This window comes from Pseudomonas sp. AK106 (assembly GCF_053903055.1).
In genome coordinates, this window is the sequence record NZ_CP096426.1 from 260,333 (window position 1) to 283,840 (window position 23,508).

Annotated in this window: 20 protein-coding genes, 1 tRNA gene and 1 pseudogene; 16 read left to right on the forward strand and 6 right to left on the reverse strand. The window is 62.1% G+C overall.

What is annotated here, in order from left to right; translation table 11 throughout:
- Window positions 1-270 precede the first annotated feature (270 nt).
- The 3 genes and pseudogenes from M1E04_RS01210 to gshB form a co-directional block, all read right to left on the reverse strand.
- Window positions 271-507: pseudogene (locus M1E04_RS01210) on the reverse strand (ATP-grasp domain-containing protein); the annotation flags it as partial.
- A gap of 45 nt (window positions 508-552) precedes the next feature.
- Window positions 553-623: transfer RNA gene (locus tag M1E04_RS01215), tRNA-Asn, on the reverse strand.
- A gap of 495 nt (window positions 624-1,118) precedes the next feature.
- Window positions 1,119-2,075: a glutathione synthase gene (gene gshB / locus M1E04_RS01220; protein ID WP_369319950.1), complete on the reverse strand. Its 957-nt coding sequence runs from the start codon at window positions 2,073-2,075 to the stop codon at window positions 1,119-1,121.
- Window positions 2,076-2,317: 242 nt separating this feature from the next.
- On the opposite strand from gshB, the gene pilG reads away from it, so the two are divergent.
- The 6 genes from pilG to M1E04_RS01250 all read left to right on the forward strand — a co-directional run bounded on the left by pilG (window position 2,318) and on the right by M1E04_RS01250 (window position 12,354).
- The gene (gene pilG / locus M1E04_RS01225) at window positions 2,318-2,728 is read left to right on the forward strand and encodes a twitching motility response regulator PilG (RefSeq protein ID WP_065991170.1); all 411 of its coding nucleotides are present in this window, start codon (window positions 2,318-2,320) and stop codon (window positions 2,726-2,728) included.
- Between the two features lie 45 nt (window positions 2,729-2,773).
- The gene (gene pilH, locus M1E04_RS01230) at window positions 2,774-3,139 is read left to right on the forward strand and encodes a twitching motility response regulator PilH (protein ID WP_065991171.1); all 366 of its coding nucleotides are present in this window, start codon (window positions 2,774-2,776) and stop codon (window positions 3,137-3,139) included.
- Between the two features lie 16 nt (window positions 3,140-3,155).
- Entirely contained in the window at window positions 3,156-3,695 is a 540-nt protein-coding gene (locus tag M1E04_RS01235; protein ID WP_369319951.1) for a chemotaxis protein CheW, read from the forward strand.
- A 69-nt stretch (window positions 3,696-3,764) separates the two neighbouring features.
- Complete coding sequence (locus M1E04_RS01240) at window positions 3,765-5,801, forward strand: methyl-accepting chemotaxis protein (protein ID WP_065991174.1); 2,037 nt, start codon at window positions 3,765-3,767, stop codon at window positions 5,799-5,801.
- A gap of 90 nt (window positions 5,802-5,891) precedes the next feature.
- A complete protein-coding gene (locus M1E04_RS01245; RefSeq protein ID WP_456292250.1) occupies window positions 5,892-11,873 on the forward strand; it encodes an Hpt domain-containing protein in 5,982 nt (1,993 codons plus the stop codon).
- Window positions 11,866-12,354: a chemotaxis protein CheW gene (locus tag M1E04_RS01250; RefSeq protein WP_456292251.1), complete on the forward strand. Its 489-nt coding sequence runs from the start codon at window positions 11,866-11,868 to the stop codon at window positions 12,352-12,354. Before M1E04_RS01245 ends, M1E04_RS01250 begins: the two co-directional genes overlap by 8 nt.
- Before the next feature lie 170 nt (window positions 12,355-12,524).
- Here the strand turns inward: M1E04_RS01250 and M1E04_RS01255 are convergent, their stop codons facing one another.
- Both M1E04_RS01255 and M1E04_RS01260 read right to left on the reverse strand, forming a co-directional pair.
- Window positions 12,525-12,803, reverse strand: coding sequence for a type II toxin-antitoxin system RelE/ParE family toxin (locus M1E04_RS01255; protein ID WP_456292252.1), 279 nt, complete (start codon window positions 12,801-12,803; stop codon window positions 12,525-12,527).
- The gene (locus tag M1E04_RS01260) at window positions 12,781-13,029 is read right to left on the reverse strand and encodes a CopG family ribbon-helix-helix protein (protein WP_456292253.1); all 249 of its coding nucleotides are present in this window, start codon (window positions 13,027-13,029) and stop codon (window positions 12,781-12,783) included. The genes M1E04_RS01255 and M1E04_RS01260 overlap by 23 nt, the downstream gene beginning before the upstream one ends.
- Before the next feature lie 271 nt (window positions 13,030-13,300).
- On the opposite strand from M1E04_RS01260, the gene M1E04_RS01265 reads away from it, so the two are divergent.
- The 10 genes from M1E04_RS01265 to madM all read left to right on the forward strand — a co-directional run bounded on the left by M1E04_RS01265 (window position 13,301) and on the right by madM (window position 21,892).
- Entirely contained in the window at window positions 13,301-14,449 is a 1,149-nt protein-coding gene (locus M1E04_RS01265; protein WP_456292254.1) for a Fic family protein, read from the forward strand.
- A 98-nt stretch (window positions 14,450-14,547) separates the two neighbouring features.
- Entirely contained in the window at window positions 14,548-16,224 is a 1,677-nt protein-coding gene (gene mdcA / locus M1E04_RS01270) for a malonate decarboxylase subunit alpha (RefSeq protein WP_455913656.1), read from the forward strand.
- Window positions 16,224-17,120: a triphosphoribosyl-dephospho-CoA synthase gene (locus tag M1E04_RS01275; RefSeq protein ID WP_456292255.1), complete on the forward strand. Its 897-nt coding sequence runs from the start codon at window positions 16,224-16,226 to the stop codon at window positions 17,118-17,120. The genes mdcA and M1E04_RS01275 overlap by 1 nt, the downstream gene beginning before the upstream one ends.
- Window positions 17,121-17,122: 2 nt before the next feature.
- On the forward strand, window positions 17,123-17,422 hold the full coding sequence (locus tag M1E04_RS01280) for a malonate decarboxylase subunit delta (RefSeq protein ID WP_065991186.1): 300 nt from the start codon (window positions 17,123-17,125) through the stop codon (window positions 17,420-17,422).
- Window positions 17,415-18,266: a biotin-independent malonate decarboxylase subunit beta gene (locus tag M1E04_RS01285; protein ID WP_456292256.1), complete on the forward strand. Its 852-nt coding sequence runs from the start codon at window positions 17,415-17,417 to the stop codon at window positions 18,264-18,266. Before M1E04_RS01280 ends, M1E04_RS01285 begins: the two co-directional genes overlap by 8 nt.
- Complete coding sequence (gene mdcE, locus M1E04_RS01290) at window positions 18,263-19,066, forward strand: biotin-independent malonate decarboxylase subunit gamma (protein WP_456292257.1); 804 nt, start codon at window positions 18,263-18,265, stop codon at window positions 19,064-19,066. Before M1E04_RS01285 ends, mdcE begins: the two co-directional genes overlap by 4 nt.
- Window positions 19,066-19,692, forward strand: coding sequence for a malonate decarboxylase holo-ACP synthase (locus M1E04_RS01295; RefSeq protein WP_456292258.1), 627 nt, complete (start codon window positions 19,066-19,068; stop codon window positions 19,690-19,692). Before mdcE ends, M1E04_RS01295 begins: the two co-directional genes overlap by 1 nt.
- Window positions 19,689-20,624, forward strand: coding sequence for a malonate decarboxylase subunit epsilon (gene mdcH, locus M1E04_RS01300; protein WP_456292259.1), 936 nt, complete (start codon window positions 19,689-19,691; stop codon window positions 20,622-20,624). The genes M1E04_RS01295 and mdcH overlap by 4 nt, the downstream gene beginning before the upstream one ends.
- Before the next feature lie 67 nt (window positions 20,625-20,691).
- Entirely contained in the window at window positions 20,692-21,126 is a 435-nt protein-coding gene (gene madL, locus M1E04_RS01305) for a malonate transporter subunit MadL (RefSeq protein WP_065991198.1), read from the forward strand.
- A 1-nt stretch (window position 21,127) separates the two neighbouring features.
- Entirely contained in the window at window positions 21,128-21,892 is a 765-nt protein-coding gene (madM, locus tag M1E04_RS01310) for a malonate transporter subunit MadM (RefSeq protein WP_037018905.1), read from the forward strand.
- Between the two features lie 617 nt (window positions 21,893-22,509).
- On the opposite strand, the gene M1E04_RS01315 is transcribed toward madM, so the two are convergent.
- Complete coding sequence (locus M1E04_RS01315; protein WP_065991377.1) at window positions 22,510-23,430, reverse strand: LysR family transcriptional regulator; 921 nt, start codon at window positions 23,428-23,430, stop codon at window positions 22,510-22,512.
- Between the last annotated feature and the right edge of the window lie 78 nt (window positions 23,431-23,508).

Genomic DNA, 23,508 nt, shown 5'->3' on the forward strand with positions numbered 1-23,508 from the left:
CGGCAGCACATGTGCCAGCATTACTACTCACCTAGCGCAAAAATTCAGGCCGCGCATGATAACGCAATGTCAGGACTGGCTTTGCGTTTGATGTCGCCGGGCCGATTAGTGGGAGGTGCGGTCCCTTGTAGGAGCGTGGCTTGTCCCGCGAACGGCGGGGCACCCGTCGCAAAACCGGCAAATGGGGTACACCCGATATGCCGTATTCGCCAGATTTGCTGCCGGTTCCCGGCAGATCGCGGGACAAGCCACGCTCCTACAACGTCGCGGCTAGACCTTCTGCAGCTTCTTCTCGATCACATCCATCAACATGCCGCCGATGTCCGTCCCGAACGCGTTGTCGATCTCGCGGATGCAGGTCGGGCTGGTGACGTTGATTTCGGTCAGGTGCTCGCCAATTACGTCCAGGCCTACGAACAGCAGGCCTTTTTCCCGCAGCGTCGGGCCGATTTCGGCGGCGATCCAGCGATCGGGGTCGGTCAGCGGGCGTGCTTCCCCCCAGCCTCCTTACGCCAGATGTTCCCATTTATTGGCATGGTATAAGGGTAAAAGTATGTGGGGAAGGAATCGAACCTCCGTTGGACGATTAATAGTCGCCTATTCTGCCATTAAATTACCCACACACAATAAGACTGTAGTTGATGGTGTGAGCGATGCCACTCAATGGCATTGGCTGCAGATGTGGATAGTTCCTGCGAGTTATGGTGTTAGTGTTGAGATGGTGTCTCGGCGATTATTCATTAACTAATTGAATTTGCTGGCCTATGTGGATTTTTTTCGAAGATTTTTATAAGCGTTATCGAAGCGGGGGTGCTGCCCGTAAAATGAATTTGCTATTACGAATCCAAGCATTATTTCGAATAAGTCCTGACGGCATATGTGCGCGTTTTATTCTCATGCCCTCTACAGGTTTTTTTATTGCCAATCGAAATTATAAAACTTTGATATATAGCGATTAGATCCGGGCCGATTAGCGGGAGGGGCGGGCCCCACCATTTCCCGTGGGAGGGAGCTTGCTCGCGAAGAGGCTTGAGCATCCGCTGAATCCTCGGCGGCTGGAATGCCGCCTTCGTGAGCAAGGTGGAGCGCCACCCCGGTCACTCCCACAAGGAGCCGGGTTAAACGCGCGCCTGCAGCTTCTTCTCAATCACATCCATCAACATGCCGCCAATGTCCGTCCCGAACGCGTTGTCGATCTCGCGGATGCAGGTCGGGCTGGTGACGTTGATTTCGGTCAGGTGCTCGCCAATTACGTCCAGACCTACAAACAGCAGGCCTTTTTCCCGCAGCGTCGGGCCGATCTCGGCGGCGATCCAGCGGTCGCGGTCACTCAGGGGACGGGCTTCGCCACGACCGCCCGCAGCCAGATTGCCTCGGGTTTCGCCAGCGGCCGGGATCCTTGCCAGGCAATAGGGCACAGGTTCGCCGTCAACCATCAGAATGCGCTTGTCGCCGTCTTTGATCGCCGGCAGATACGCCTGCGCCATGATCTGCTCATGGCCATGCTTGGTCAGGGTTTCGAGAATCACCGACAGGTTCGGGTCACCGACGCGGTGGCGGAAGATCGACGCGCCGCCCATCCCGTCCAGCGGCTTGAGAATGACGTCGCCATGCTTCGCGGCGAACTCACGAATGATGTCCGCACGGCGGCTGACCAGCGTCGGCGGGGTGCATTGCGGGAACAGCGTGGCGAACAGCTTCTCGTTGCAGTCACGCAGGCTTTGCGGCTTGTTGACCACCAGCACGCCGGCGCGCTCGGCTTGTTCGAGCAGATAGGTGGAGTAGACGAACTCCATGTCGAACGGCGGATCCTTGCGCATCAGGATCACATCCAGGTCGTCCAGACCGCTGTCCACTTCAGCTTCGAGTTCGAACCAGTGGGCCGGGTCGGCGAAGACTTTCAGCGGTTTCATGCGGGCGCGGGCCTGGCCGGCGTCCTGATACAGGTCGTGCTGCTCCATATAGAACAAAGACCAGCCGCGGGCTTGCGCTGCCAGGAGCATGGCCAGCGAGCTGTCCTTTTTATAGGAGATGCGCTCGATGGGGTCCATGACGATTCCCAGGCGAATGCTCATGGGTAATATCCTCTGATCGGTAAAGGCCACGACAGGCCGAAAATAGGCGTCAGGGTGGCGCCGCGCCGGCTTTGGGTCAAGGGGCAAGGCTTTATGGATTGACCGTGGAGAGTGTGCTAAAAAGGCTCGGCATCCGGTGTCGCGCCAGCCTTGCCTTGCCGCTTCCCGATGCCCCCGACCCAAAACCAGATGCCCGGCAGAAGGCAACCCATCTGATTCGCCGCGGCGATGGTAGAGCAGATATGGAACAGCATTCAGCCCCATTGAAAGTGATGGTCATCGACGACTCCCGAACGATTCGTCGCACCGCCGAGACCCTGCTGAAAAACGTCGGCTGTGAAGTGATCACCGCCATCGACGGCTTCGATGCATTGGCCAAGATTGCCGACAATCATCCCAGAATCATTTTCGTCGACATCATGATGCCCAGGCTCGACGGGTATCAGACGTGCGCGTTGATCAAGAACAATCGGGCGTTCAAATCCACGCCGGTGATCATGCTGTCCTCAAGGGACGGGCTGTTCGACAAGGCCAAGGGGCGCATCGTCGGTTCCGATCAGTTTTTGACCAAACCGTTCAGCAAGGAAGAACTGCTCAGTGCGATCAAGGCCCATGTGCCCGGGTTCGTTGCAGTCGAACAACAACTATCTTGATGCTGTCCCCCTCGTGCGGGACGGCTGTTTCTATGGGGAAGCACCATGGCTCGAATTCTGATCGTCGATGACTCGCCGACCGAAATGTACAAGCTGACCGGCATGCTGGAGAAGCACGGCCATCAGGTCCTCAAGGCCGAAAACGGTGCCGACGGCGTGGCGCTGGCCCGTCAGGAAAAGCCCGATGCCGTGCTGATGGACATCGTCATGCCGGGCTTGAACGGTTTTCAGGCGACCCGTCAGCTGACCAAAGACGCTGACACCAGCATGATCCCTGTGATCATGATCACCACCAAGGATCAGGAAACCGACAAGGTCTGGGGCAAGCGCCAGGGCGCGCGGGATTACCTGACCAAGCCGGTGGACGAAGAAACCCTCATGAAAACCCTGAACGCGGTGCTCGCGGGCTGACCCCCGGCTGACGCTCATGGCCCAGTCACGAACCGCCTTCCAGCTGCTGCTCGATATCGACCAGCGCTGCCGCTCCCTCGCTGCCGGCCTTCCGCTGCAGGAAACCCGACAGCAGGGTTGGGGCGGCATTGGCTTTCGCATGGGCGAGCGCCATTACGTGGCGCCCATGGGCGAGGTCGACGAAATCCTCCACGAGCCGCGCTGCGCGGTGTTGCCGGGCGCCAAGGCATGGGTCTGCGGCATTGCCAATCTGCGCGGCCGCTTGTTGCCGATCATGGATCTGTGCGCATTCTTCGGCCACGAGCTCTCGCCCTTGCGCAAACAGCGTCGCGTGCTGGTAATCGATTTTCAGGGGGTTTTTGTCGGCTTGCTCATTGACGAGGTGCTGGGCATGCAGCATTTCAGCGAGCGCAGTCTGATGCCGGAACCGGGGCACGACAGCGAAGCCCGCGTCGCGCCTTATATACAGGGGCGTTTCGTGCGCGAGCAGGTCTGGCAGGTGTTCAGCCCGAGATCGCTGGTTCAGTCGCCGGATTTCATGGACGTAGCGGTTTGATACAGAACGGCAGCGTTGCGCCACTGTGCCGACGCCCCCTAAATCGAACATCAGGCGGAGCCCTGAGCAATGAGTAATACCGGCAAGTCACTGGAAGGCGCGCGCAGTCGATCACAGATCGTCGTGCTGTTCATCTGCCTCATCGTTTTTATCATGCTGCTGTTCGTCAACTTCGCGTACCTCAGCACGCAGTCCAACTACGACAAACAATACATCGGCCACGCCGGCGAGCTGCGGGTGCTGTCCCAGCGCATCGCCAAAAACGCCACGGAAGCGGCGGCGGGCAAGGCGGCGGCGTTCAAGCTGCTGGCCGACGCGCGCAACGACTTCGACACGCGCTGGCAGTATCTGAAGAAAGGCGACAAGAACACCGGCCTGCCTGCTGCGCCCGACGCGGTGAGCGATGAGCTGAAAGCGGTGCAGACCGATTGGGAAAACCTGCGCAAAAGCACTGACGTGATTCTTGCCCGCGAGCAAACCGTGCTCTCGCTGCATCAGGTCGCGGCGACGCTGGCCGAGACCATACCGCAGTTGCAGATCGAATCGGAAAAGGTCGTCGACATTCTCCTGCAAACCCGTGCGCCCGCCAGCCAGGTGGCCCTTGCCCAGCGGCAGTCGCTGCTGGCCGAGCGGATACTGGGCGCAGTCAACACGGTGCTGTCGGGCGACGAAACGGCGGTTCAGGCAGCGGATGCTTTCGGTCGCGATGCCAGCCAGTTCGGGCGCGTGCTCAACGGCATGCTCGAAGGCAATGCCACCCTGAAGATCGCCCAGGTCGAAGACCGGGATGCGCGGGCGCGGCTGGCCGAGATCGCCGAGTTGTTCCAGTTCGTCTCGGGGTCGGTGGACGAGATTCTCGAAACCTCGCCGGAGCTGCTGGAAGTCCGGGAAGCGGCAGGCAGCATCTTTAATCTGTCGCAAACGCTCCTCGACGAAGCCTCGGTGCTCGCTAACAGCTTCGAGCACATGGCCGGTGGCCGCGCGGTGTACAGCTATGCCGGCTACATGCTGGGCCTGCTGGCCCTGGCGTCGATCATCCTGATTGGCCTGGTGATGGTGCGCGAAACCAATCGGCAGCTGCGCGAAACCGCCGAGAAGAACGAGCGCAATCAGAACGCGATCATGCGCCTGCTCGACGAGATCGAAGACCTGGCGGACGGTAATCTGACCGTGGCCGCTTCGGTCACCGAGGATTTCACCGGTGCGATTGCTGATTCGATCAACTACTCCATCGACCAACTGCGCGAGCTGGTGTCGACCATCAACCTCACTGCCGAGCAAGTGTTCGGCGCCGTGAAAGACACGCAGACCACCGCCACGCAACTGGCCGCGGCGTCCGAGCATCAGGCGTTGCAGATCGCAGCGGCGTCCAACGCCATCCATGACATGGCGACTTCCATCGATCAGGTCTCGGCCAATGCGTCCGAGTCCGTCGCGGTGGCCGAGCGGTCCGTGACCATCGCCAACAAGGGCAACGAAGTGGTGCATAACACCATCACCGGCATGGATAACATTCGCGAGCAGATTCAGGACACGTCCAAGCGCATCAAGCGGTTGGGCGAGTCTTCCCAGGAGATCGGCGATATCGTCAGCCTGATTGATGACATCGCCGACCAGACCAACATTCTCGCGCTCAACGCCGCGATCCAGGCCTCCATGGCCGGTGATGCCGGGCGCGGGTTTGCGGTGGTGGCCGATGAAGTCCAGCGGCTGGCCGAGCGCTCGTCGTCAGCCACCAAGCAGATCGAGACGCTGGTGCGTGCGATTCAGAACGACACCAACGAAGCGGTGATCTCCATGGAGCAGACCACCGCGGAAGTGGTGCGCGGTGCCCGGCTGGCGCAGGATGCCGGTGTCGCGCTCGAAGAGATCGAAGGCGTGTCCAAGATCCTCGCCGCGCTGGTCGAAAGCATCACCAATGCAGCGCAGCAGCAGGCGGCATTGGGTCAGCAGATATCCTCGACCATGCTGGTGATTCAGCAGACCACCACGCAGACCACTTCAGGCACGGCGGCCACCGCTCGGAGCATGGGCAATCTGGCGAAGATGGCCAGCGAGATGCGCCGCTCGGTGTCCGGCTTCACGCTGCCGACATCGCGGCAGTGATGGCCGTTGTGAAGGCGCGTTTGATAGCCCCGTTAAGGCCCCCGTTACTGCACATGAAGCAGCGTCAAGGCACAGGCAACCGGAGTCACCATGGCTGACCGTCACGATTACGTGGCCCTGGAGTGGGTCAAAGGCGAAATAGCCGAAACCCTCACCCACGCCCGACAGGCGCTGGACACCTTCGTCGCCCGGCCTCACGACGCAGCGGCGATGGACGAGTGCCTTGAGCTCATCCATCAGGTTCACGGCAGCCTGCAGATGATCGAGTTCTACGGCGCCGCGCTGTTCGCCGAGGAAATCGAACAGCTGGCGCTGGCACTGAAACAAGGCCATGTCGCCCAGGAAAACGAAGCGATTCAACTGCTGAATCTGGCGATGACCCAGCTGCCGGTCTATCTGGAGCGTGTGCACTCCGCTCGCCGTGATCTGCCGTTGGTGGTGCTGCCGCTGCTCAACGACTTACGCAGCGCCAGGGGCGAAAGCCTGCTGTCCGAGACCAGCCTGTTCTCGCCGCAATTGCTGTCCATTCCCGCCCTTGATGCCGACGCGTTGGCCGAGCGCGACAGCCCGGAACTGCCCGCGAAACTGCGCAAGCTGCGGCAAACGCTGCAAACGGCACTGGTCGGGCTGCTTCGCGATCAGGATGTTCAGACTCAGCTCGGTTACATGGGCAAGGTGTTCTCGCGGCTTGAGGTGTTGTGCGAGGACGCGCCCCTCGAACCGCTGTGGCGCATCGCTTCCGCGCTGGTCGAAACCATGCTCAGCGGCAACTTCACCAACAGCCCGGCGCTGCGCAGTCTGTTCAAGGACGCTGACAAAGAACTCAAACGTCTGCTGGATCAGGGTATTGAAGGCATCAATCAGCCTGCGCCCGACGAACTCCTGAAAAGCCTGTTGTTTTACATCGCCAAGTCCGACAGCGAGGCGCAGAAGATGACGGACTTGAAGGATCAGTACGGCCTTGCCGATGCCCTGCCCCACAGTGCCTTGGTTGCTGAAGAACGTGCGCGTATGGCCGGGCCGGATCGCGACGCCATGCGCTCGGTGATCATTGCCCTGTGCGATGAGCTGGTGCGCACCAAGGAGCGGCTCGACGTTTTTGTGCGCGGGGACCGTCAACACGTCAGTGAGCTGAGCGCTTTGCTGCCGCCGCTACGGCAGATCGCCGACACCCTGGCGGTGCTGGGATTTGGGCAGCCGCGCAAAGTTATCATCGATCAGATGACCGTGGTGCAGGGCATGGCCCAAGGACAACGCGCGCCCGACGATGCCACGTTGATGGACGTCGCCGGTGCGTTGCTGTACGTCGAGTCCACCCTCGCGGGCATGGCCGGAACGGTCAACCAGAGCAGCCCCGAAGAGAGCCGTCTGCCCACCACAGACCTCAGTCAGATTCACCAGCTGGTCATCAAGGAAGCGCGCATTGTCCTGCAGCAGGCCAAGGATGTGATCGACGATTACGTCGACGGCGAGCTGGACCGGGCACGTCTGCTGCCGCTGTCCGAGCAACTGGTTCAGGTGCGCGGCGCATTGGCGATGATCCCCCTGGCGCGGGCATCCGGCCTGCTGGCGGCCTGTAACGATTACATCACCGAGCACCTGCTGGTCGACACCGAAAGCCCGGCGGCCTCGCAGCTCGATCACTTGGCGGACGTGATCATCGGCGTCGAGTATTACCTCGAACGCATGGCCGAGGACCCGGAAGCGCCGGGTGAGCACGTGCTGGATCTGGCTCAGGAAAGTCTCGCCAGGCTCGGTTATTCACCGGTCCCGGAAGCACTGGATGTGCCGGTGCTCGAAGAAATCATCAGCGAAGAAGAGCTGCAAGACCTGCACGAACGCCAGGCCTTGGTCAGCCCGAGCCGGACCCTCGCCGAAGTGCTGGCCAGCCCGTTGTCGGCGGTCAACCCGCCGGCGCGCGATATGCCGGCCAGCCTGTTGCCGCCGCCGAAGGGTGAGCAGGCAATCGATGACGAGCTGCGCGAAGTCTTCCTCGAAGAAACCGACGAGATGCTCGAAGCCCTGCGCGAGTACGTGCCGCGCTGGCTTGCCGATCCTGGCAATCTCTCGGCGCTGGGCGAAATTCGTCGGGCGTTTCACACGCTCAAGGGCAGCGGCCGGATGGTCCGTGCGCTGATTCTGGGCGAGCTGGCGTGGTCGGTGGAAAACCTGCTGAACCGCGTGCTGGAGCGCAGCGTCGAGCCGGACGCACGGGTGCAGCAGTTGCTCACAGACGTGCAGGCCTTACTGCCGGACGTGATTCGCGATTTCGCCGAGGATGTTCAGCGCCAGCGCGATGATGTCGACCAACTGGCGGCCCAGGCCCACGCGCTGGCCCAGGGTGAGGCGGGCGACGTCGAGCCTGCGCAGCGGCTGGCGGATGAAGAGGGTTTTGATCCGCAGTTGCTGGAGATTTTCCGACAGGAAGCCCACACCCACCTGAACACCATGGCTCGCTACCTCGACGCTGCGCAGGACCATGATGCGCCGCTGTTCAGTGATGATCTGCTGCGCGCGCTGCACACCCTCAAAGGCAGCGCTTACATGGCGGGCGTTTTGCCGATCGCCGAGCTGGCGAGCCCGCTGGATCAGTTGGTGCGCGAGTTCAAGACCAATCTGATCGCGGTCAGCCAGGGCGAAATCGGCCTGCTGCGGGCGGCCGAGCCTTTGTTCCATCAAGGCCTGTCCCAGTTGAATGTCGACCCGCTGATGCCCATCGAAGGCGCCGCTGCGCTGATTCAACAAGCCCATGAGTTGCTCGACGCGCGCCTGGCCGATGTTTTGAGCGACGACAGCAATGGCCTGCGCACGCGGCGCAATCCGCAGCTGATTGCGAGCTTTCTGGCCGAAGGCATGGACATTCTGCTGGACGCTGACAATTTGCTCAAAGACTGGCGCCAGCACCCCGGCCATCGCCAGGAACTGAATGCGCTGCTCGACGAACTGACCATGCTCGGCCACGGCGCGCACGTAGCCGACCTGCCCCAGGTCGATGAGCTCTGCGAAGCACTGCTCGACCTGTATGGCGCCGTAGAGGAGAGCAGCCTTGCGGTCAGCGAGCGGTTTTTCGACGAAGCCGAAAAGGCCCACGAAGCGCTGATCAACATGCTCGATCAGGTCGCCGCCGGACAGGAAGTCCAGCCGTGCCCCGAGCGCGTGGGCGCCTTGCGCGGTCTGCTCGCCGAAGCGCTGGACCCCGGCGCAATGGGCGTTATCAAACGTGATCGCGGTGGGGCGACAAGCATCACGAACATGGAGGAGGTCACCGAGCATCTCGCTCAACCCGCCCAGCCTGCCCGGGATGATTTCGATCAGGAAATCGTCGAGATCTTCCTCGAGGAGGCGGTGGATATTCTCGACATCGCGGGCCCTGCGCTGCAGCGCTGGCTCGACGACCCGGAAAACCCGCTGCCGCTGTCATCGTTGCAGCGTGACCTGCACACCCTCAAAGGGGGCGCGCGCATGGCCGAAATCGGCCCGGTGGGTGACCTCGGTCATGAACTGGAATCGCTCTACGAAGGCCTGCTCGACCGACGTTGCGGTTACTCGCCGCAACTGGCCGACTTGCTGGTACACAGCCACGATCACCTGTCGCTGATGCTTGAGCAGCTGCAGCACCGTTCGGCGCTGACCAGTCCCGCGCCCCTGATCGAGAAGATTCGCGAGTTTCGTCAGCGCAACTGCTACCTGCTGCCCAATGACGGCGAGACGCGCAACGTCAGCGCAATGATTCACTCGCTGGACGAGCGCGATCCGGAACTGCTGGAGATCTTCCTCGAAGAAGCCGACGACATCATCGAGAGCAGCAGTGCGGCATTGGTACGTTGGCAGGCCGACCCTCAGAACGCGCAGGAAGTCGAGAACCTGCTGCGCGATCTGCACACGCTCAAGGGCGGCGCGCGGATGGTAGAAATCGCGCCAATTGGCGATCTGGCCCATGAGCTGGAGTCGCTGTACGAGGGATTGTCGACCGGCGCGTTGAAAAACAGCGCGCTGCTCAACGGCCTGCTGCAAAGCGGCCACGACATGCTCGCCGACATGGTTGATGCCGTTCGAGGTTATGAGCCGTTGCCCAATCCGGCGCTGCTGATCGAGAGCATCGGTCACTACACCTCGTCCGGAGCCGCCCGCGAGCCCGTCGAAAAACCTCAGGAGGTGCCGGCTCCGCTGCCAGCGCCCGCTGTTGATCCGGCGGCGGCACAGGCCGAGGCTGATGGCGAGCGTACCGGACCGGAGATGATCAAGGTCCCGGCCGAGCAGCTGGAAGACCTGGCGAATCTGGCCGGGGAGACCTCGATATTCCGGGGCCGTGTCGAGCAGCAGGTCAGCGACGCGCAGATCACCCTGGTCGAAATGGAAACCACCATCGAGCGGATGCGCGATCAGCTGCGCCGACTCGACATCGAGACCCAGGGCCGTATTCTCAGCCGTGACCATCACACCGATCGGTACGGATATGAAGCATTCGACCCGCTGGAAATGGACCGTCATTCGCAGCTGCAGCAGTTGTCCCGCGCGCTGTTCGAGTCCGCGTCCGACCTGATGGACCTCAAGGAAACCCTCGACACCCGCGCCCATGAGGCCGAAACCCTGCTGCTGCAACAGGCACGGGTGAACACCGAACTGCAGGAAAGCCTGATGCGCACGCGCATGGTGCCGTTCGAACGCATGGTGCCGCGCCTGCGCCGAATTGTCCGTCAGGTATCAGGCGAGCTGAACAAGAAGGTCAAGTTCGACGTCATCAACGCCGAGGGCGAGATGGATCGCAACGTCCTTGAACGCATGGTTGCGCCCTTGGAGCACATGCTGCGCAACGCGGTCGACCATGGTCTGGAGAGCGTCGAGGAACGCCTGGCCGCCGGTAAATCCGAGTGGGGGCATATCACGCTGAGTCTTGCCCACGAAGGTGGTGACATCGTCATCGAGATGCGCGACGACGGCGCCGGTGTCGACTTCGAGGCCGTGCGGCGCAAGGCGATCAAGCGCGGCATGATCAGTCCCGACGCCGAGCTGAGCGAACACGACATTCTGCAGTTCATCCTGCGCGCGGGCTTTTCCACCGTCGAGACCATCACCCAGATTTCCGGGCGCGGCGTCGGCATGGACGTGGTGCACGCCGAGGTCAAGGACCTTGGCGGTTCGATGGTCATTGATTCCAGGGCGGGAGAGGGCGCGCGTTTCCGCGTCCGCTTGCCGTTCTCGGTGTCGGTCAATCGGGCGCTGATGGTGCAAAGCGGCGAGGAGCAGTACGCCGTACCGCTGAACAGTATCGAGGGCATCGTGCGCGTGATGCCGAGCGAGCTGGAGACCTGTTATCACTCGGTGCCGCCGCGCTACGAGTACAGCGGACGGAGTTACGAATTGCGGTATCTGGGCGAACTGCTCAATAACGGTCATCCGCCGAAACTGAGTGGCCAGACACAGACCCAGCCGCTGCCGGTGCTTTTGGTCCACGTACACGATCAGTGGGTCGCGGTGCAGGTGGATGCGCTGGCCGGCTCGCGGGAAATTGTGGTGAAAAACCTGGGTCCTCAGTTTTCGTCGATACCCGGCATTGCCGGCGCGACCATTCTCGGGGACGGCCGCGTGGTGCTGATTCTCGACCTGTTTGCGCACATCCGGCGCTTTCACGCCAAGCTGCTGGCGCTGCACGTCGCGGGGCATGCGCCGGTGCGCCATGTCGAACCCGAACAGGCGCGGCCGTTGCTGGTGATGGTGGTGGATGATTCGGTAACGGTGCGCAAGGTCACCGGCCGCTTGCTGGAGCGCAACGGCATGAACGTGCTGACGGCCAAAGATGGCGTCGATGCCATGGCGCTGCTGCAGGAGCACACCCCGGACATCATGCTGCTGGACATCGAGATGCCGCGCATGGACGGCTTTGAGGTGGTCAGCAAGATTCGCGGAGACGACGCCTTGAAGCACCTGCCGATCATCATGATTACGTCGCGATCAGGGCAGAAGCACCGCGACCACGCCATGGCACTGGGCGTGAACGAATACATGAGCAAGCCGTATCAGGAAGCCGCACTGCTGGAAAGCATCGCCCACTGGAGCCACGCCCATGTCTGACACGACGACGCAAACGGCGCGGCTCACTAGCCTGACCGGGTTGCTCATCCCTTTGAGTGACCGGCACCTGCTGCTGCCCAACGTGGCGGTCGCCGAACTGATCGACTATCAGGACAGCGTCGCCGACCCCGCCGCACCGCAGTGGTACCTGGGCCCAATCAACTGGCGCAACCGCAGCCTGCCGCTGCTCAGCTTCGAAGCCGCCTGCGGCAGCCGCGCCCGTGTCGGAGGCCGCGCCCGCATCGTCGTGCTCAACGCCCTCGGCGGCCGGCCTGACCTCAAATTCATCGCCCTGCTGACCCAAGGGATTCCTCGCTCGTGCAAGCTCGACAGCCAGCTCAGTTATGTCGACGTGCCGCTGGCCGAGCTGGAACTGGCCGCGGTGCAAGTGGGCGAGACCGTGGCGAAGATCCCCGACCTTGTGGCGCTGGAAGAGTGGTTGGTGGAGGCGGGGTTGATTCAGGTGACGCCGAGCTTGTAAGAGACTCCCCGGCTCTCAAACGCCGCAGGGTGCATGCCGGACACAGCCCCTGTAGGAGTGAGCTTGCTCGCGAACGCTTCATTTCATCTGCTGAAGATTTAAAAGATGTACCGCCATCTTCGTCTGGATACGGCCCAGAGCGAGCTTGCTCCCACGTGAACGGCGTGCTGTCATCGATCCATCCGGTGATGTAGAACCCTCAGCACCTCCACCTGATGATCCTTCACCCGATACGGCGCCACATACGTGTATCGACTTAACACCAGCTCCCTGACACCGGGGTATTGTGAAGGCCGGCCTAGCCCACTGAACGTTCTCAGTGACTCCAACTGACCAAGCACGTCAATCACGATTCGGTTGGCGACTTCCGAGCCGCATATTGCCGCGTAATATTCATGTATGCCCTCTAGATCACTCTGCGCTTTATCAGTCAGGGCTATTGTCAGCACGCTTCACCCATCTCGCTTTCACAGATTCAATGTCGGTGAGGTTCCCTGCATCGGCATCCGCTATGCCGTCCGAGACAGCCTGCATCTGGTGCTTCTCGGCCTCGATGTAGCGGCTCAGTGCTTGCTGAAGGTGATATTGCCGATCACGCCCAGTGGCGCCGACCAACTGGTCAAGTGTTTGTACTGTTTCTTCATCGGCTTGAAATGACAGGACAGTCGATGACATGAGATCTCCGGGCGCTTGAAAGGCATATATGTCGCTCTCAAAGGTAGGAGTCTGGGTCGAAAAAGGCAATTCAGGCGGTCGCGGCATCGGGATCAGACTTCAAATTTGTGAAGCAGACAGTTTAATCAGTCAAAAAGGGTCGACTGCGGTACATATATATCGCTTTCCTCTCAAATCCCTTCTAGACGCTGAGCCGAATAAACCGCATATTCGGCTCATGCCGTGAGCCGAATAGGGTTGCTAATCGGCTCACACCCCTCCGAGGCGTCCCGTGAAACAGTCAGCAACGTGGATTTGGCAACACCCCAAATGGCCGTCCTTTTCCTGGGACGTGGAGCCGTTGGCGCCGCTGTTGCGGGCGTGTACCCAGGCGCAGGGTCAGTTATTGGGGATGATTGGCGCGTCGGGCACCGGCGCGAATGTCGAGCGCGAACTGGACGCCTTGCTGCAAAACGTCATCACCTCCTCGGCGATTGAAGGTGAGCAACTCAACGTGGAGTCGGCGCGCTCTTCGCTGGCAAAGCGGCTCGGGCTCGCCAGCGATGACCGCGTGACTGCACGCAGTGAAGGTCTGGCGGAGCTGATGCTGGACGCCACTCAACAGCACGATGGGCCGCTTACGTCTGAGCGGCTGATGCACTGGCATCGCTTGTTGTTCCCCGAGACGAGCACGCTGACGGCAAACCCCATCCAGGTTGGAGCGCTTAGAGGCCCCGACCCCATGCAAGTCGTGTCCGGGCGCATCGACCGCCCCGTGGTGCATTTCGAGGCGCCTGGGCGCGAGGGCCTGGAGCAAAAGCTCGATGACTTTTTTTACTGGTTCAACAGCAGCCGCGCCGATCCAACCCTGGACCCGCTGATCCGCGCGGGCATCGCGCATTTCTGGTTCGTGACGCTGCACCCGTTCGACGATGGCAACGGACGTTTGACCCGCGCAATCACTGATCTGGCCATGGCCCAGGGCGAACATCAGGCCATACGTTTTTACGCCATGTCCGCGAGCATCCTCGCCCGCCGTCAGGACTATTACCGGATTCTGGAAGCGACCCAGCGTGGCGACCTTAACATCACCGAATGGCTCCTATGGTTTCTGCAGACGTTGTTGCACACACTTGAGCAGGCCATGCAGCGTATCGGGCGAGTGCTGGCGAAGGCGAGATTCTGGCAAGCCCATCGGGATGACGGGCTGTCTCCCGAGCAGACCAAGGTGCTTAATCGGTTGTTGAATGGCGACCTGCTGTCGGAGAAACCCGACGCGGGTTTTACCGGTGGCATCAGCGCCGCTCAATACCAGGCGGTTGCCAAAGTCAGTAAAGCCACCGCCACCCGGCATCTTCAAGACCTTCTGGAAAAAGGCTGCCTGCTTAAACTCCCGGGCGGCGGGCGCAGCACCCGTTATCAGATCAACTGGGCGGACTGATCATTACTCTCAGCGTAACGATCCCGTCAGTTACTTGATTGATGCCGCACTTGAACCCCTCCTAATCTGCCCCACGACAGCGAACTCGTGGAGTCAGCATGACCACAACAACTAAACTTGACCCGCGCTGGTCGCGTCGTCGCACTGAAAAACTGCGACGGCTCGACCTGGTGCGTTCCTTTGCCGATGGCGTTGTACTGCCGACTGACAAGATTGTTGCGGCGCTTGAGGCGTTGATTGCGCCGGGTGATCGCGTGGTGCTGGAAGGCAACAACCAGAAGCAGGCGGATTTCCTGTCCCGCTCACTGGTGAAGGCCGATCCCGCCAAGCTCCACGACCTGCACATGATCATGCCCAGCGTTGGGCGGGCCGAGCATCTGGACCTGTTCGAACGCGGCATTGCCCGCAAGCTGGACTTCTCTTTCGCCGGCACCCAAAGCCTGCGCATCAGCCAGTTGCTGGAAGACGGCCTGCTGGAAATCGGCGCGATTCATACGTACATCGAGCTGTATTCCCGCCTGTTGGTTGACCTGATTCCCAACGTCGTGCTCTCGGCCGGTTTCATGGCTGACCGGGCCGGCAATATCTACACCGGCGCCAGCACCGAAGACACCCCCGCCCTGATCGAACCGGCGGCCTTCAGCGACGGTATCGTCATCGTGCAGGTCAACCAGTTGGTGGACGACGTCAGCGACCTGCCGCGCGTGGACATCCCGGCGTCATGGGTCGATTTCGTGGTTGTTGCCGACAAGCCGTTCTACATCGAGCCGCTGTTCACCCGCGACCCACGCCACATCAAGCCGGTGCACGTGCTGATGGCGATGATGGCGATTCGCGGGATCTACGAGAAACACAACGTCCAGTCCCTCAACCACGGCATCGGCTTCAACACCGCAGCCATCGAACTGATCCTGCCGACCTACGGTGAATCCCTGGGCCTGAAGGGCAAGATCTGCCGCAACTGGACGCTGAACCCGCACCCGACGCTGATCCCCGCCATCGAAAGCGGCTGGGTCGAAAGCGTGCATTGCTTCGGCACCGAGCTGGGCATGGAAAACTACATTGCGGCACGGCCCGACGTGTTCTTCACCGGCCACGATGGCTCCATGCGCTCCAACCGGATGATGTGCCAGCTGGCCGGGCAGTACGCGGTTGACCTGTTCATTGGCGCCACGCTGCAAGTCGACGGCGACGGCCATTCCTCCACCGTTACGCGCGGGCGCCTCGCCGGCTTCGGTGGCGCGCCGAACATGGGGCACGACCCGCGCGGCCGACGTCACGCCACGCCCGCCTGGCTGGACATGCGCCAGCAGAGCGGTGACGGGCCGGACGCCTATCTTGAACGCGGCAAGAAGCTCGTCGTGCAAATGGTCGAGACTTTCCAGGAGGGCGGCAAACCCACTTTCGTCGAGACGCTGGACGCTGTCGAAGTCGCGAAAAAGAGCGGCATGCCCCTGGCGCCGATCATGATCTACGGCGACGACGTCACCCATCTGTTGACCGAAGAAGGCATCGCCTATCTGTACAAGGCGCGAACGCTGGAAGAGCGTCAGGCCATGATTGCCGCCGTGGCGGGGGTGACCTCCATCGGCCTGCGCCACAACCCGAAAGACACCGCCCGCATGCGCCGCGAAGGGCTGATTGCGCTGCCTGAGGATCTGGGCATTCGTCGCACCGATGCCAGCCGCGAACTGCTGGCCGCCAAGAGCGTCGCCGAGCTGGTGGAGTGGTCCGGTGGTTTGTACAACCCGCCTGCGAAATTCAGGAGTTGGTGATGCGCGCACTCAACGTAGCTTTCGATGCTTTCGATGCAGCGCCCGGTTCGGCCTCGCTGGCTGAGCGCCTGGCTGATCTGGCCGTGGATGCACTGATCGACGAAGCCGACCTGTCGCCAAAACCGGCGCTGGTCGATCGCCGCAGCAGTGGCGCCCACACCGATCTGCACTTGGGTCTGATGCACGCATCAGCGCTCTCGCTGTGGCCCGCGTTCAAGCAAATGGCCGACGCCGCCATCGCCATCGGCGAGCTCAACCCGGCACTGCGGGAAACCATCGGCCGCCTCGGTCGCGAGGGTGAAGCCGCGATGATGCGCACCACCAATGGGGTGAACACCCACCGTGGCGCGATCTGGGCATTGGGTTTGCTGGTCACTGCTGCCGCGCTGGACCCCGATGATCTCTCTCCGGAAGGGCTGTGCCAACGCGCGGGCCATCTGGCATTGATCGACGATCGTCATCAGGGCGAGAGTCAGAGCCATGGCCAGGCCGTTGCGCAGAAATACGGCGCAACGGGCGCCCGGGAGCAAGCGCAAGCGGGTTTCCCTGCCGTCACCCAAACCGGTTTGCCGCAACTCCTCCGCAGCCGCACCGCCGGGCATGGCGAGCAGAACGCGCGACTCGATGCGCTGTTGGCGATCATGACCACGCTGTCCGATACCTGCGTGCTGTATCGCGCCGGTGAAGCAGGCCTGCACGCCATGCAACACGGTGCGCAGCAGGTACTGGACGCCGGCGGCAGCGCGACTCTCAGCGGCCGTCGCGCGCTGAATCAGCTGGATCAACAACTGCTGAGCCTGAACGCCTCCCCCGGCGGCGCTGCCGATCTGCTCGCCGCTTGCCTGTTTATTGATCGCCTGGAGCCTGCGCTCGGCGATGCAACGAGGAACGTCTGATCATGGAAACCCTGTCTTTTGAATTCCCCGCCGGGCAGCCGCCATTGGGTCGCGCGCTGGTGGGTTGTGTCGGTTCGGGTGATCTGGAAGTGCTCCTGGAACCGGGTCAGCCGGGCAAGCTGACGATTCAGGTGCTGACGTCGGTCAACGGCAGTTCGGCGCGCTGGGAAAACCTCTTTCAACGCATGTTTGACGGCCAGACGCCACCGGCCATGAGCATCGACATCCATGATTTCGGCGCCACGCCGGGCGTGGTTCGGCTGCGCCTGGAGCAAGGTTTCGAGGAGGTCGGCCATGACTGACAGCACGCGGCTTCTGCAGCAGCACAGCTTCGTCGAGCTCGGCGCCCGGCAACGCGCCCGCGCACTGCTGGACAACGGCAGTTTTCGTGAGCTGATCGATCCTTTCGCGCGACTCGTCTCCCCTTGGTTGGCCAAGCAGGGCGTCGTGCCACAGGCCGACGATGGCGTGGTGATCGCCAAGGGCACGATTGAGGGCAAGCCGGTGGTGATCTGCGCCATCGAAGGCGGCTTTCAAGGCGGCAGCATGGGCGAAGTCGGCGGCGCGAAAATGGCCGGCGCGCTGGAACTGGCCGCCGAAGACAATCGCAAGGGCATTCCCACCGCAGCCGTTCTGCTGCTGGAAACCGGGGGCGTGCGCTTGCAGGAAGCCAACCTCGGGCTGGCGGCCATCGCTGACATCCACGCGGCCATCGTTGATCTGCGTCGTTATCAGCCAGTGATTGGCGTGGTGGCGGGCAGCGTCGGCTGCTTTGGCGGCATGTCGATTGCGGCGGGTTTGTGCAGTTATCTGGTCGTCACCCAGGAAGCCCGTCTGGGCCTGAACGGTCCGCAAGTCATCGAGCAGGAAGCCGGCATCGAGGAATACGATTCCCGCGACCGGCCCTTCATCTGGAGCCTGACCGGGGGCGAGCAACGTTTTGCCAGCGGTCTGGTGGACGCCTTTGTCGCCGACGACATCAGCGCCATTCAGCAACAGGTGCAGGCGTTGTTGCACAAGGGCAAGCCCGAGCAGGAACGCAGCAGTCGATACGCGTTTTTCCTCGAACGTCTGGCCCAAGTGGACACGGCCCGGCAGATAGAGCCCGCTGCCGTGCGCACTGCCTATCAAGGAGACCGGTCATGAGTGCTTACTCCCATCGTGGATTGAACTGGTTCAATGCGCTGGCCGCGAACGCCGCTGAAGTGGCGGGGCTGCCGGCGTCGGTGAAAGCAGCAGACGGCGCACTGGGTGATCGCCCGGCGCGATTCCTGGCGGTGGTCGCTGACCCTGCCAACCGCTTTCCCCGCGCACAAAACGGCGAAGTCGGTTTGCTTGAAGGATGGGGTCTGGCCCAGGCGGTGGACGGCGCCATCGAGCTGGATCGGCACAGCGACATCAAGCGCACGCTGATTGCGATCATCGATGTACCGAGTCAGGCCTATGGCCGCCGCGAGGAAGCGCTGGGCATTCACCAAGCGCTGGCCGGTGCGGTCGACGCCTATGCGCGGGCCCGACTGGCCGGGCATCCGGTGATCGGGCTGTTGGTGGGCAAGGCGATGTCCGGCGCGTTTCTCGCCCACGGATATCAGGCCAATCGCCTGATTGCCCTGCGCGACCCCGGCGTTATGGTTCACGCCATGGGCAAGGCTTCTGCGGCGCGGGTGACGCTGCGCAGCGTCGAAGAACTGGAAAAACTCGCCGCGAGCGTGCCGCCGATGGCCTACGACATCGACAGCTACGCCAGCCTCGGTTTGCTCTGGGAAACCCTGTCGGTCAGTGAGATTGAGCAGCCAACGGCGTCGGATCTCACCCTGGTTCAGGACTGTCTGATTGCAGCGATTAAAGACACCCTGGCCGGGGCCAATGACCTGAGTACACGCCTGGGCGCGCCGAACCGTGCGGCGTCGTCGAAAGTGCGCGAGCTGTTGCGGGCGCAGTGGTGATGAGCACTTTTCAGTCGGTGCTGCCCCACGACTTGTTGTGGGGTTTGTCGGCGGCTGCGTTGCCGATCGACGCACCGGCATGGGCTTTTGAAGCCGTTGGCCTCGGTCATCCCGTGGTGGTGCGCCGCGCCCGTGTCCCGGCTGGCTTGGTGGCGGTGGGCGTGAGGGGTCGGTCCCGGGATCAGCGCTACGCCACTCATATGAAGCTCGACGATGTGCAGCGGCGCGTGCGGCCTGAAGAGTTGATTGCCATGACGCCTGACGCCGATTGGCCGGCGTTGCGCGCCTTGCAGCAGATCTGTCCCGTGATGCATGCGCTCGGCCTGCCATGGGGCGTAGCGGGTGGCGCCGGTTTTGAGCTGGCGAGTGGCGTGCCGGTGCTGCACGCGGGCAGCGACCTCGATCTGATATTGCGCACCCCGGATTTCTTTGATCGCCAGCACGCCGCTCGTTTGGTCGAGCAGCTTGCCAGCGCGGTGTGCCGCATCGACCTTCAGCTGCAAACCCCGGTTGGTGCCGTAGCGCTGCGCGAATGGGCAGGACCGTCACGCCAGGTGCTGCTCAAAGCCGAAGACGGCGCGCGGCTTGTGGATAACCCTTGGCTGGCGCAGGCGGTTGCGGCATGAGCAGTTTCTGGGCGTTTCCCGGCCAGGGCGCGCAACAGCCGGGCATGCTCCACGGGCTGCCGGAGCACCCCTTGGTTGAACAGTGCCTGGCGGAAGCGAGCGCTGCATTGAGCGAGGACGTCCTGACGCTGGACACCGCCCCCGCGCTGCAATCGACGCGAGCCGTTCAGCTGTGTTTGTTGATCGCCGGCGTCGCCTGTGCGCGCGTGCTGATGGCCGATGGAAACTCCCCTGACATGGTCGCGGGCTTGTCCATTGGCGCTTATCCCGCAGCGGTCATCGCGGGGGCTTTGGATTTTTCGGATGCCGTGCGTCTGGTGGCGCTGCGGGGCGAGCTGATGCAAAGCGCTTATCCACAGGGCTACGGCATGACCGCGCTGATCGGGCTCGACCAACCCACCGTTGAAGCCCTGGTTGCCCGAATTCATAGCGTTGAGAGCCCGGTCTATCTGGCCAATATCAACGCCGATAACCAGTTCGTCATTGCCGGGCAAGACGACGCCATGGCGGCGGTCGCCGCGCTCGCCAAAGAGCAGGGCGCTGCGGCAGCCAAACGGCTGGCGGTCAGCGTGCCCTCCCATTGCGAGCTGCTGGCTAAACCTGCAAACGTTCTCGCCGAAGCGTTTTCCCGGGTAGCGGTGAAAGCACCGACGCTGAAATACCTCAGTGGCAGCACTGCGCGGCCGATGCTCAGCGCCGACAAGGTCCGTGACGATCTGGCGTTCAACATGTGCCGGGTCATCGACTGGCGCAGCACGGTGCAAACCGCTTACGAGCGCGGCGCGCGCCTGCACATCGAATTGCCGCCGGGCACGGTGCTGACGGGCCTGGCGCGCCGCGTCTTCGAACAAGGATCGGCCGTCGCTTTCCAGGGCGCCCGGCTGGACACGCTCAGCGCGCTGTCGCGAGAGGAGGAACGCCGCCACTCATAAACCGACTGCTGCTTTCGAAGGAACACAAAAACAACAACTTCGACGATGCAATTTGAGGATAAGAACAATGGTTATTTATGGCGTGGCGTTACTCGCAATCTGCACCCTCGCGGGGGTGATTCTCGGTGATCTGCTCGGCGTGCTGCTGGGCGTCAAATCCAACGTGGGCGGCGTCGGGATCGCGATGATCCTGCTGATCTGCGCGCGGCTGTTCATGCAAAAGCGCGGCGGCATGAGCGAAGGCTGTGAAATGGGCGTCGGCTTCTGGGGCGCCATGTATATCCCGGTCGTCGTGGCCATGGCCGCTCAGCAAAACGTGGTGACGGCGCTCAAGGGTGGGCCGATCGCGGTCATTGCGGCGGTGGTGTCGGTGGTGGTCTGCGGCTGCACGATTGCCGTCATCAGCCGCATCAACAAGGGCGAGCCGCTGCCCAAAGAGGACGAACTGGCTAATCCGCTCCCGGTGATCGCGCCGACTGTTTCCCCGGCAGGAGGCCGCTGATATGTGGGAGCTCATTCAGAAAGACCTGATCAGTCAGGGCCTGGTCACCGCGTTTGCGGTCGTGGGCGTGGTGATGTGGATTTCGGTGGTGCTGTCCAAGCGACTGACGTTCGGGCGCATTCATGGTTCGGCCATTGCGATCGTCATCGGCCTGGTCCTGGCGTGGGTGGGCGGCACGATGACCGGCGGCCAGAAAGGGCTGGCGGACCTGGCGCTGTTCTCCGGAATCGGCCTGATGGGCGGGTCGATGCTGCGTGATTTTGCCATCGTCGCCACGGCCTTCGAAGTGCAGGCCACCGAAGCGAAAAAAGCTGGCTGGGTCGGCGCGTTCTCGCTGCTGCTCGGCACGTTGCTGCCGTTCATCGTCGGTTGCTGCGTGGCGTATGCCTTCGGCTATCGCGACGCCGTGAGCATCACCACCATTGGCGCGGGCGCAGTGACCTACATCGTCGGGCCGGTGACCGGTGCGGCGCTGGGCGCGACTTCGGACGTGATGGCGCTGTCGATCGCGACCGGTCTGATCAAAGCCATTCTGGTGATGGTCGGCACCCCGATGGCCGCGCGCTGGATGGGGTTGGATAACCCGCGCTCCGCGATGGTCTTCGGCGGTCTGGCCGGCACCGTGAGCGGCGTGACAGCCGGGCTCGCGGCGACGGATCGACGGCTGGTGCCTTACGGCGCGCTGACGGCGACCTTCCACACCGGGCTCGGCTGTCTGCTGGGGCCGTCGCTGCTGTACTTCATCGTCCGCGGGATTCTGGGCTGAGGCTTTGGGATGCGCGGTGTTCAGCAACATGCTGCCGCTGCGCGCCTGATTGCAGATCTACCTGCGAGCGTCGGAATCATGGGAGCGAGCTTGCTCGCGAAGGCTTACATTCAGCTTGCAGAGAAAGCAGCTGAATGTCCTGGCCTCTTCGTGAGCAAGCTCACTCCCACAAGTCCTACGACTCGCCCGAGGTATCAAATTGACCGAGATTCTGTGGTAGCGAGCTTGCTCGCGAAGGCTTGCATTCAGCCTGCAGAGAAAGTGCTGAACGCCCCGGCCTCTTCGTGAGCAAGCTCACCCCCACAAGTCCTACGACTCGCCCGAGATATCAAATTGACCGAGATCCTGTGGGAGCGAGCTTGCTCGCGAAGGCTGCATTCAGCCTGCAGAGAAATTGGCTGCACGCCCCGGCCTCTTCGTGAGCAAGCTCACTCCCACAAGTTCTACGACTCGCCCGAGATATCAAATTGACGGAGATTCTGTGGGAGCGAGCTTGCTCGCGAAGGCTTGCATTCAGCCTGCAGAGAAAGTGGCTGAACTCCCCGGCCTCTTCGCCCCGATGCGGCCCAGACCAAGCTCACACCCACAGTGGGGATTGGATCGAGCTGAAGCCGGGATCAGGCCTGGGCCAGCCGGTTCGAGTACATCCGGCATTCCGCCAGCAACGCCAGCAGGTTCGGGTCGCGTTCGCGGGCTTTGAGGAAGACCAGTCCGATGTGCTGCTGCATGCGATAGCGCTGTTGCAATGGGATCAGCCGCACACGGTTTTCATACACGGCCGCAATCCTCCCCGGCAGCAGCGCATAGCCCACACCCGAGCTGACCATGCTCAGCAGCGTGAAGATGTCGTTCACTTGCATGGCGATCTTCGGTTCAAACCCGGCCTGTTCAAACACCCGCGCGCCGTCGCGGTGGGTGGCAAAGCCCTGGGTCAGCGTAATGAACGTCGCTTCGCGCAGATCGCCCAGGTTCACTTCGCTTTGCTGGGCGAAGGGTGAATCCACCGGGGCCGCGAGGAAGATATCGTCTGAGAACAGCGGCAAATGCTCGCAGTCCGGATCACTCACGGATTCGTTCAGCGACACCAGAATCGCATCCACTTCCATGTTCTTCAGCTTGTAGAAAAGGTCGATGTTCGAGCCCAGAATCAGGTCGATGTTAAGTTCGCTGCGGCGGATCTTCAGGCCCATGATCAGCTGCGGCACGGTTTTGACCGTCAGTGAATACAGCGCCCCCAGCTTGAACCGCGCCGCCGAAAACCCGGCCGCCTGCCGGGTCTGTTCGATGGTGCCGAGCACGTCCTGCACCAGCTTCTGCGCACGCTCCTCCAGCACATATGCGCCTTCGAGCGGTGTGAGGTTGCGACCCTCGTGCTTGAACAGCGGACACCGCAACGCGCTTTCCAGCGAGTGAATCGCCCGATGCACGCTGACCGTGCTTGTCTGCAACTCGGCCGCCGCCCGAGCCAGATTGCCGGTGCGCATGAACGCCAGGAAGATTTCCAGCTTCTTGAGGGTGAGCTCTTCGTCGATCTGCATCGTGTGGGCCCGCGCCGGGTTCTTGTTTTGAGAGCGCCCGATTGTGCCGAAGAGATCGGCGGCTGGCTGCATTAAATT

What these genes read in the sequence shown, in the direction of transcription:
- gshB (WP_369319950.1), bottom strand. Translation starts at nt 2,075, where the DNA reads ATGAGCATTCGCCTGGGAATCGTCATGGACCCCATCGAGCGCATCTCC.
- pilG (WP_065991170.1), top strand. Translation starts at nt 2,318, where the DNA reads ATGGAACAGCATTCAGCCCCATTGAAAGTGATGGTCATCGACGACTCC.
- pilH (WP_065991171.1), top strand. Translation starts at nt 2,774, where the DNA reads ATGGCTCGAATTCTGATCGTCGATGACTCGCCGACCGAAATGTACAAG.
- M1E04_RS01235 (WP_369319951.1), top strand. Translation starts at nt 3,156, where the DNA reads ATGGCCCAGTCACGAACCGCCTTCCAGCTGCTGCTCGATATCGACCAG.
- M1E04_RS01240 (WP_065991174.1), top strand. Translation starts at nt 3,765, where the DNA reads ATGAGTAATACCGGCAAGTCACTGGAAGGCGCGCGCAGTCGATCACAG.
- M1E04_RS01245 (WP_456292250.1), top strand. Translation starts at nt 5,892, where the DNA reads ATGGCTGACCGTCACGATTACGTGGCCCTGGAGTGGGTCAAAGGCGAA.
- M1E04_RS01250 (WP_456292251.1), top strand. Translation starts at nt 11,866, where the DNA reads ATGTCTGACACGACGACGCAAACGGCGCGGCTCACTAGCCTGACCGGG.
- M1E04_RS01260 (WP_456292253.1), bottom strand. Translation starts at nt 13,029, where the DNA reads ATGTCATCGACTGTCCTGTCATTTCAAGCCGATGAAGAAACAGTACAA.
- mdcA (WP_455913656.1), top strand. Translation starts at nt 14,548, where the DNA reads ATGACCACAACAACTAAACTTGACCCGCGCTGGTCGCGTCGTCGCACT.
- M1E04_RS01275 (WP_456292255.1), top strand. Translation starts at nt 16,224, where the DNA reads ATGCGCGCACTCAACGTAGCTTTCGATGCTTTCGATGCAGCGCCCGGT.
- M1E04_RS01280 (WP_065991186.1), top strand. Translation starts at nt 17,123, where the DNA reads ATGGAAACCCTGTCTTTTGAATTCCCCGCCGGGCAGCCGCCATTGGGT.
- M1E04_RS01285 (WP_456292256.1), top strand. Translation starts at nt 17,415, where the DNA reads ATGACTGACAGCACGCGGCTTCTGCAGCAGCACAGCTTCGTCGAGCTC.
- mdcE (WP_456292257.1), top strand. Translation starts at nt 18,263, where the DNA reads ATGAGTGCTTACTCCCATCGTGGATTGAACTGGTTCAATGCGCTGGCC.
- M1E04_RS01295 (WP_456292258.1), top strand. Translation starts at nt 19,066, where the DNA reads ATGAGCACTTTTCAGTCGGTGCTGCCCCACGACTTGTTGTGGGGTTTG.
- mdcH (WP_456292259.1), top strand. Translation starts at nt 19,689, where the DNA reads ATGAGCAGTTTCTGGGCGTTTCCCGGCCAGGGCGCGCAACAGCCGGGC.
- madL (WP_065991198.1), top strand. Translation starts at nt 20,692, where the DNA reads ATGGTTATTTATGGCGTGGCGTTACTCGCAATCTGCACCCTCGCGGGG.
- madM (WP_037018905.1), top strand. Translation starts at nt 21,128, where the DNA reads ATGTGGGAGCTCATTCAGAAAGACCTGATCAGTCAGGGCCTGGTCACC.
- M1E04_RS01315 (WP_065991377.1), bottom strand. Translation starts at nt 23,430, where the DNA reads ATGCAGATCGACGAAGAGCTCACCCTCAAGAAGCTGGAAATCTTCCTG.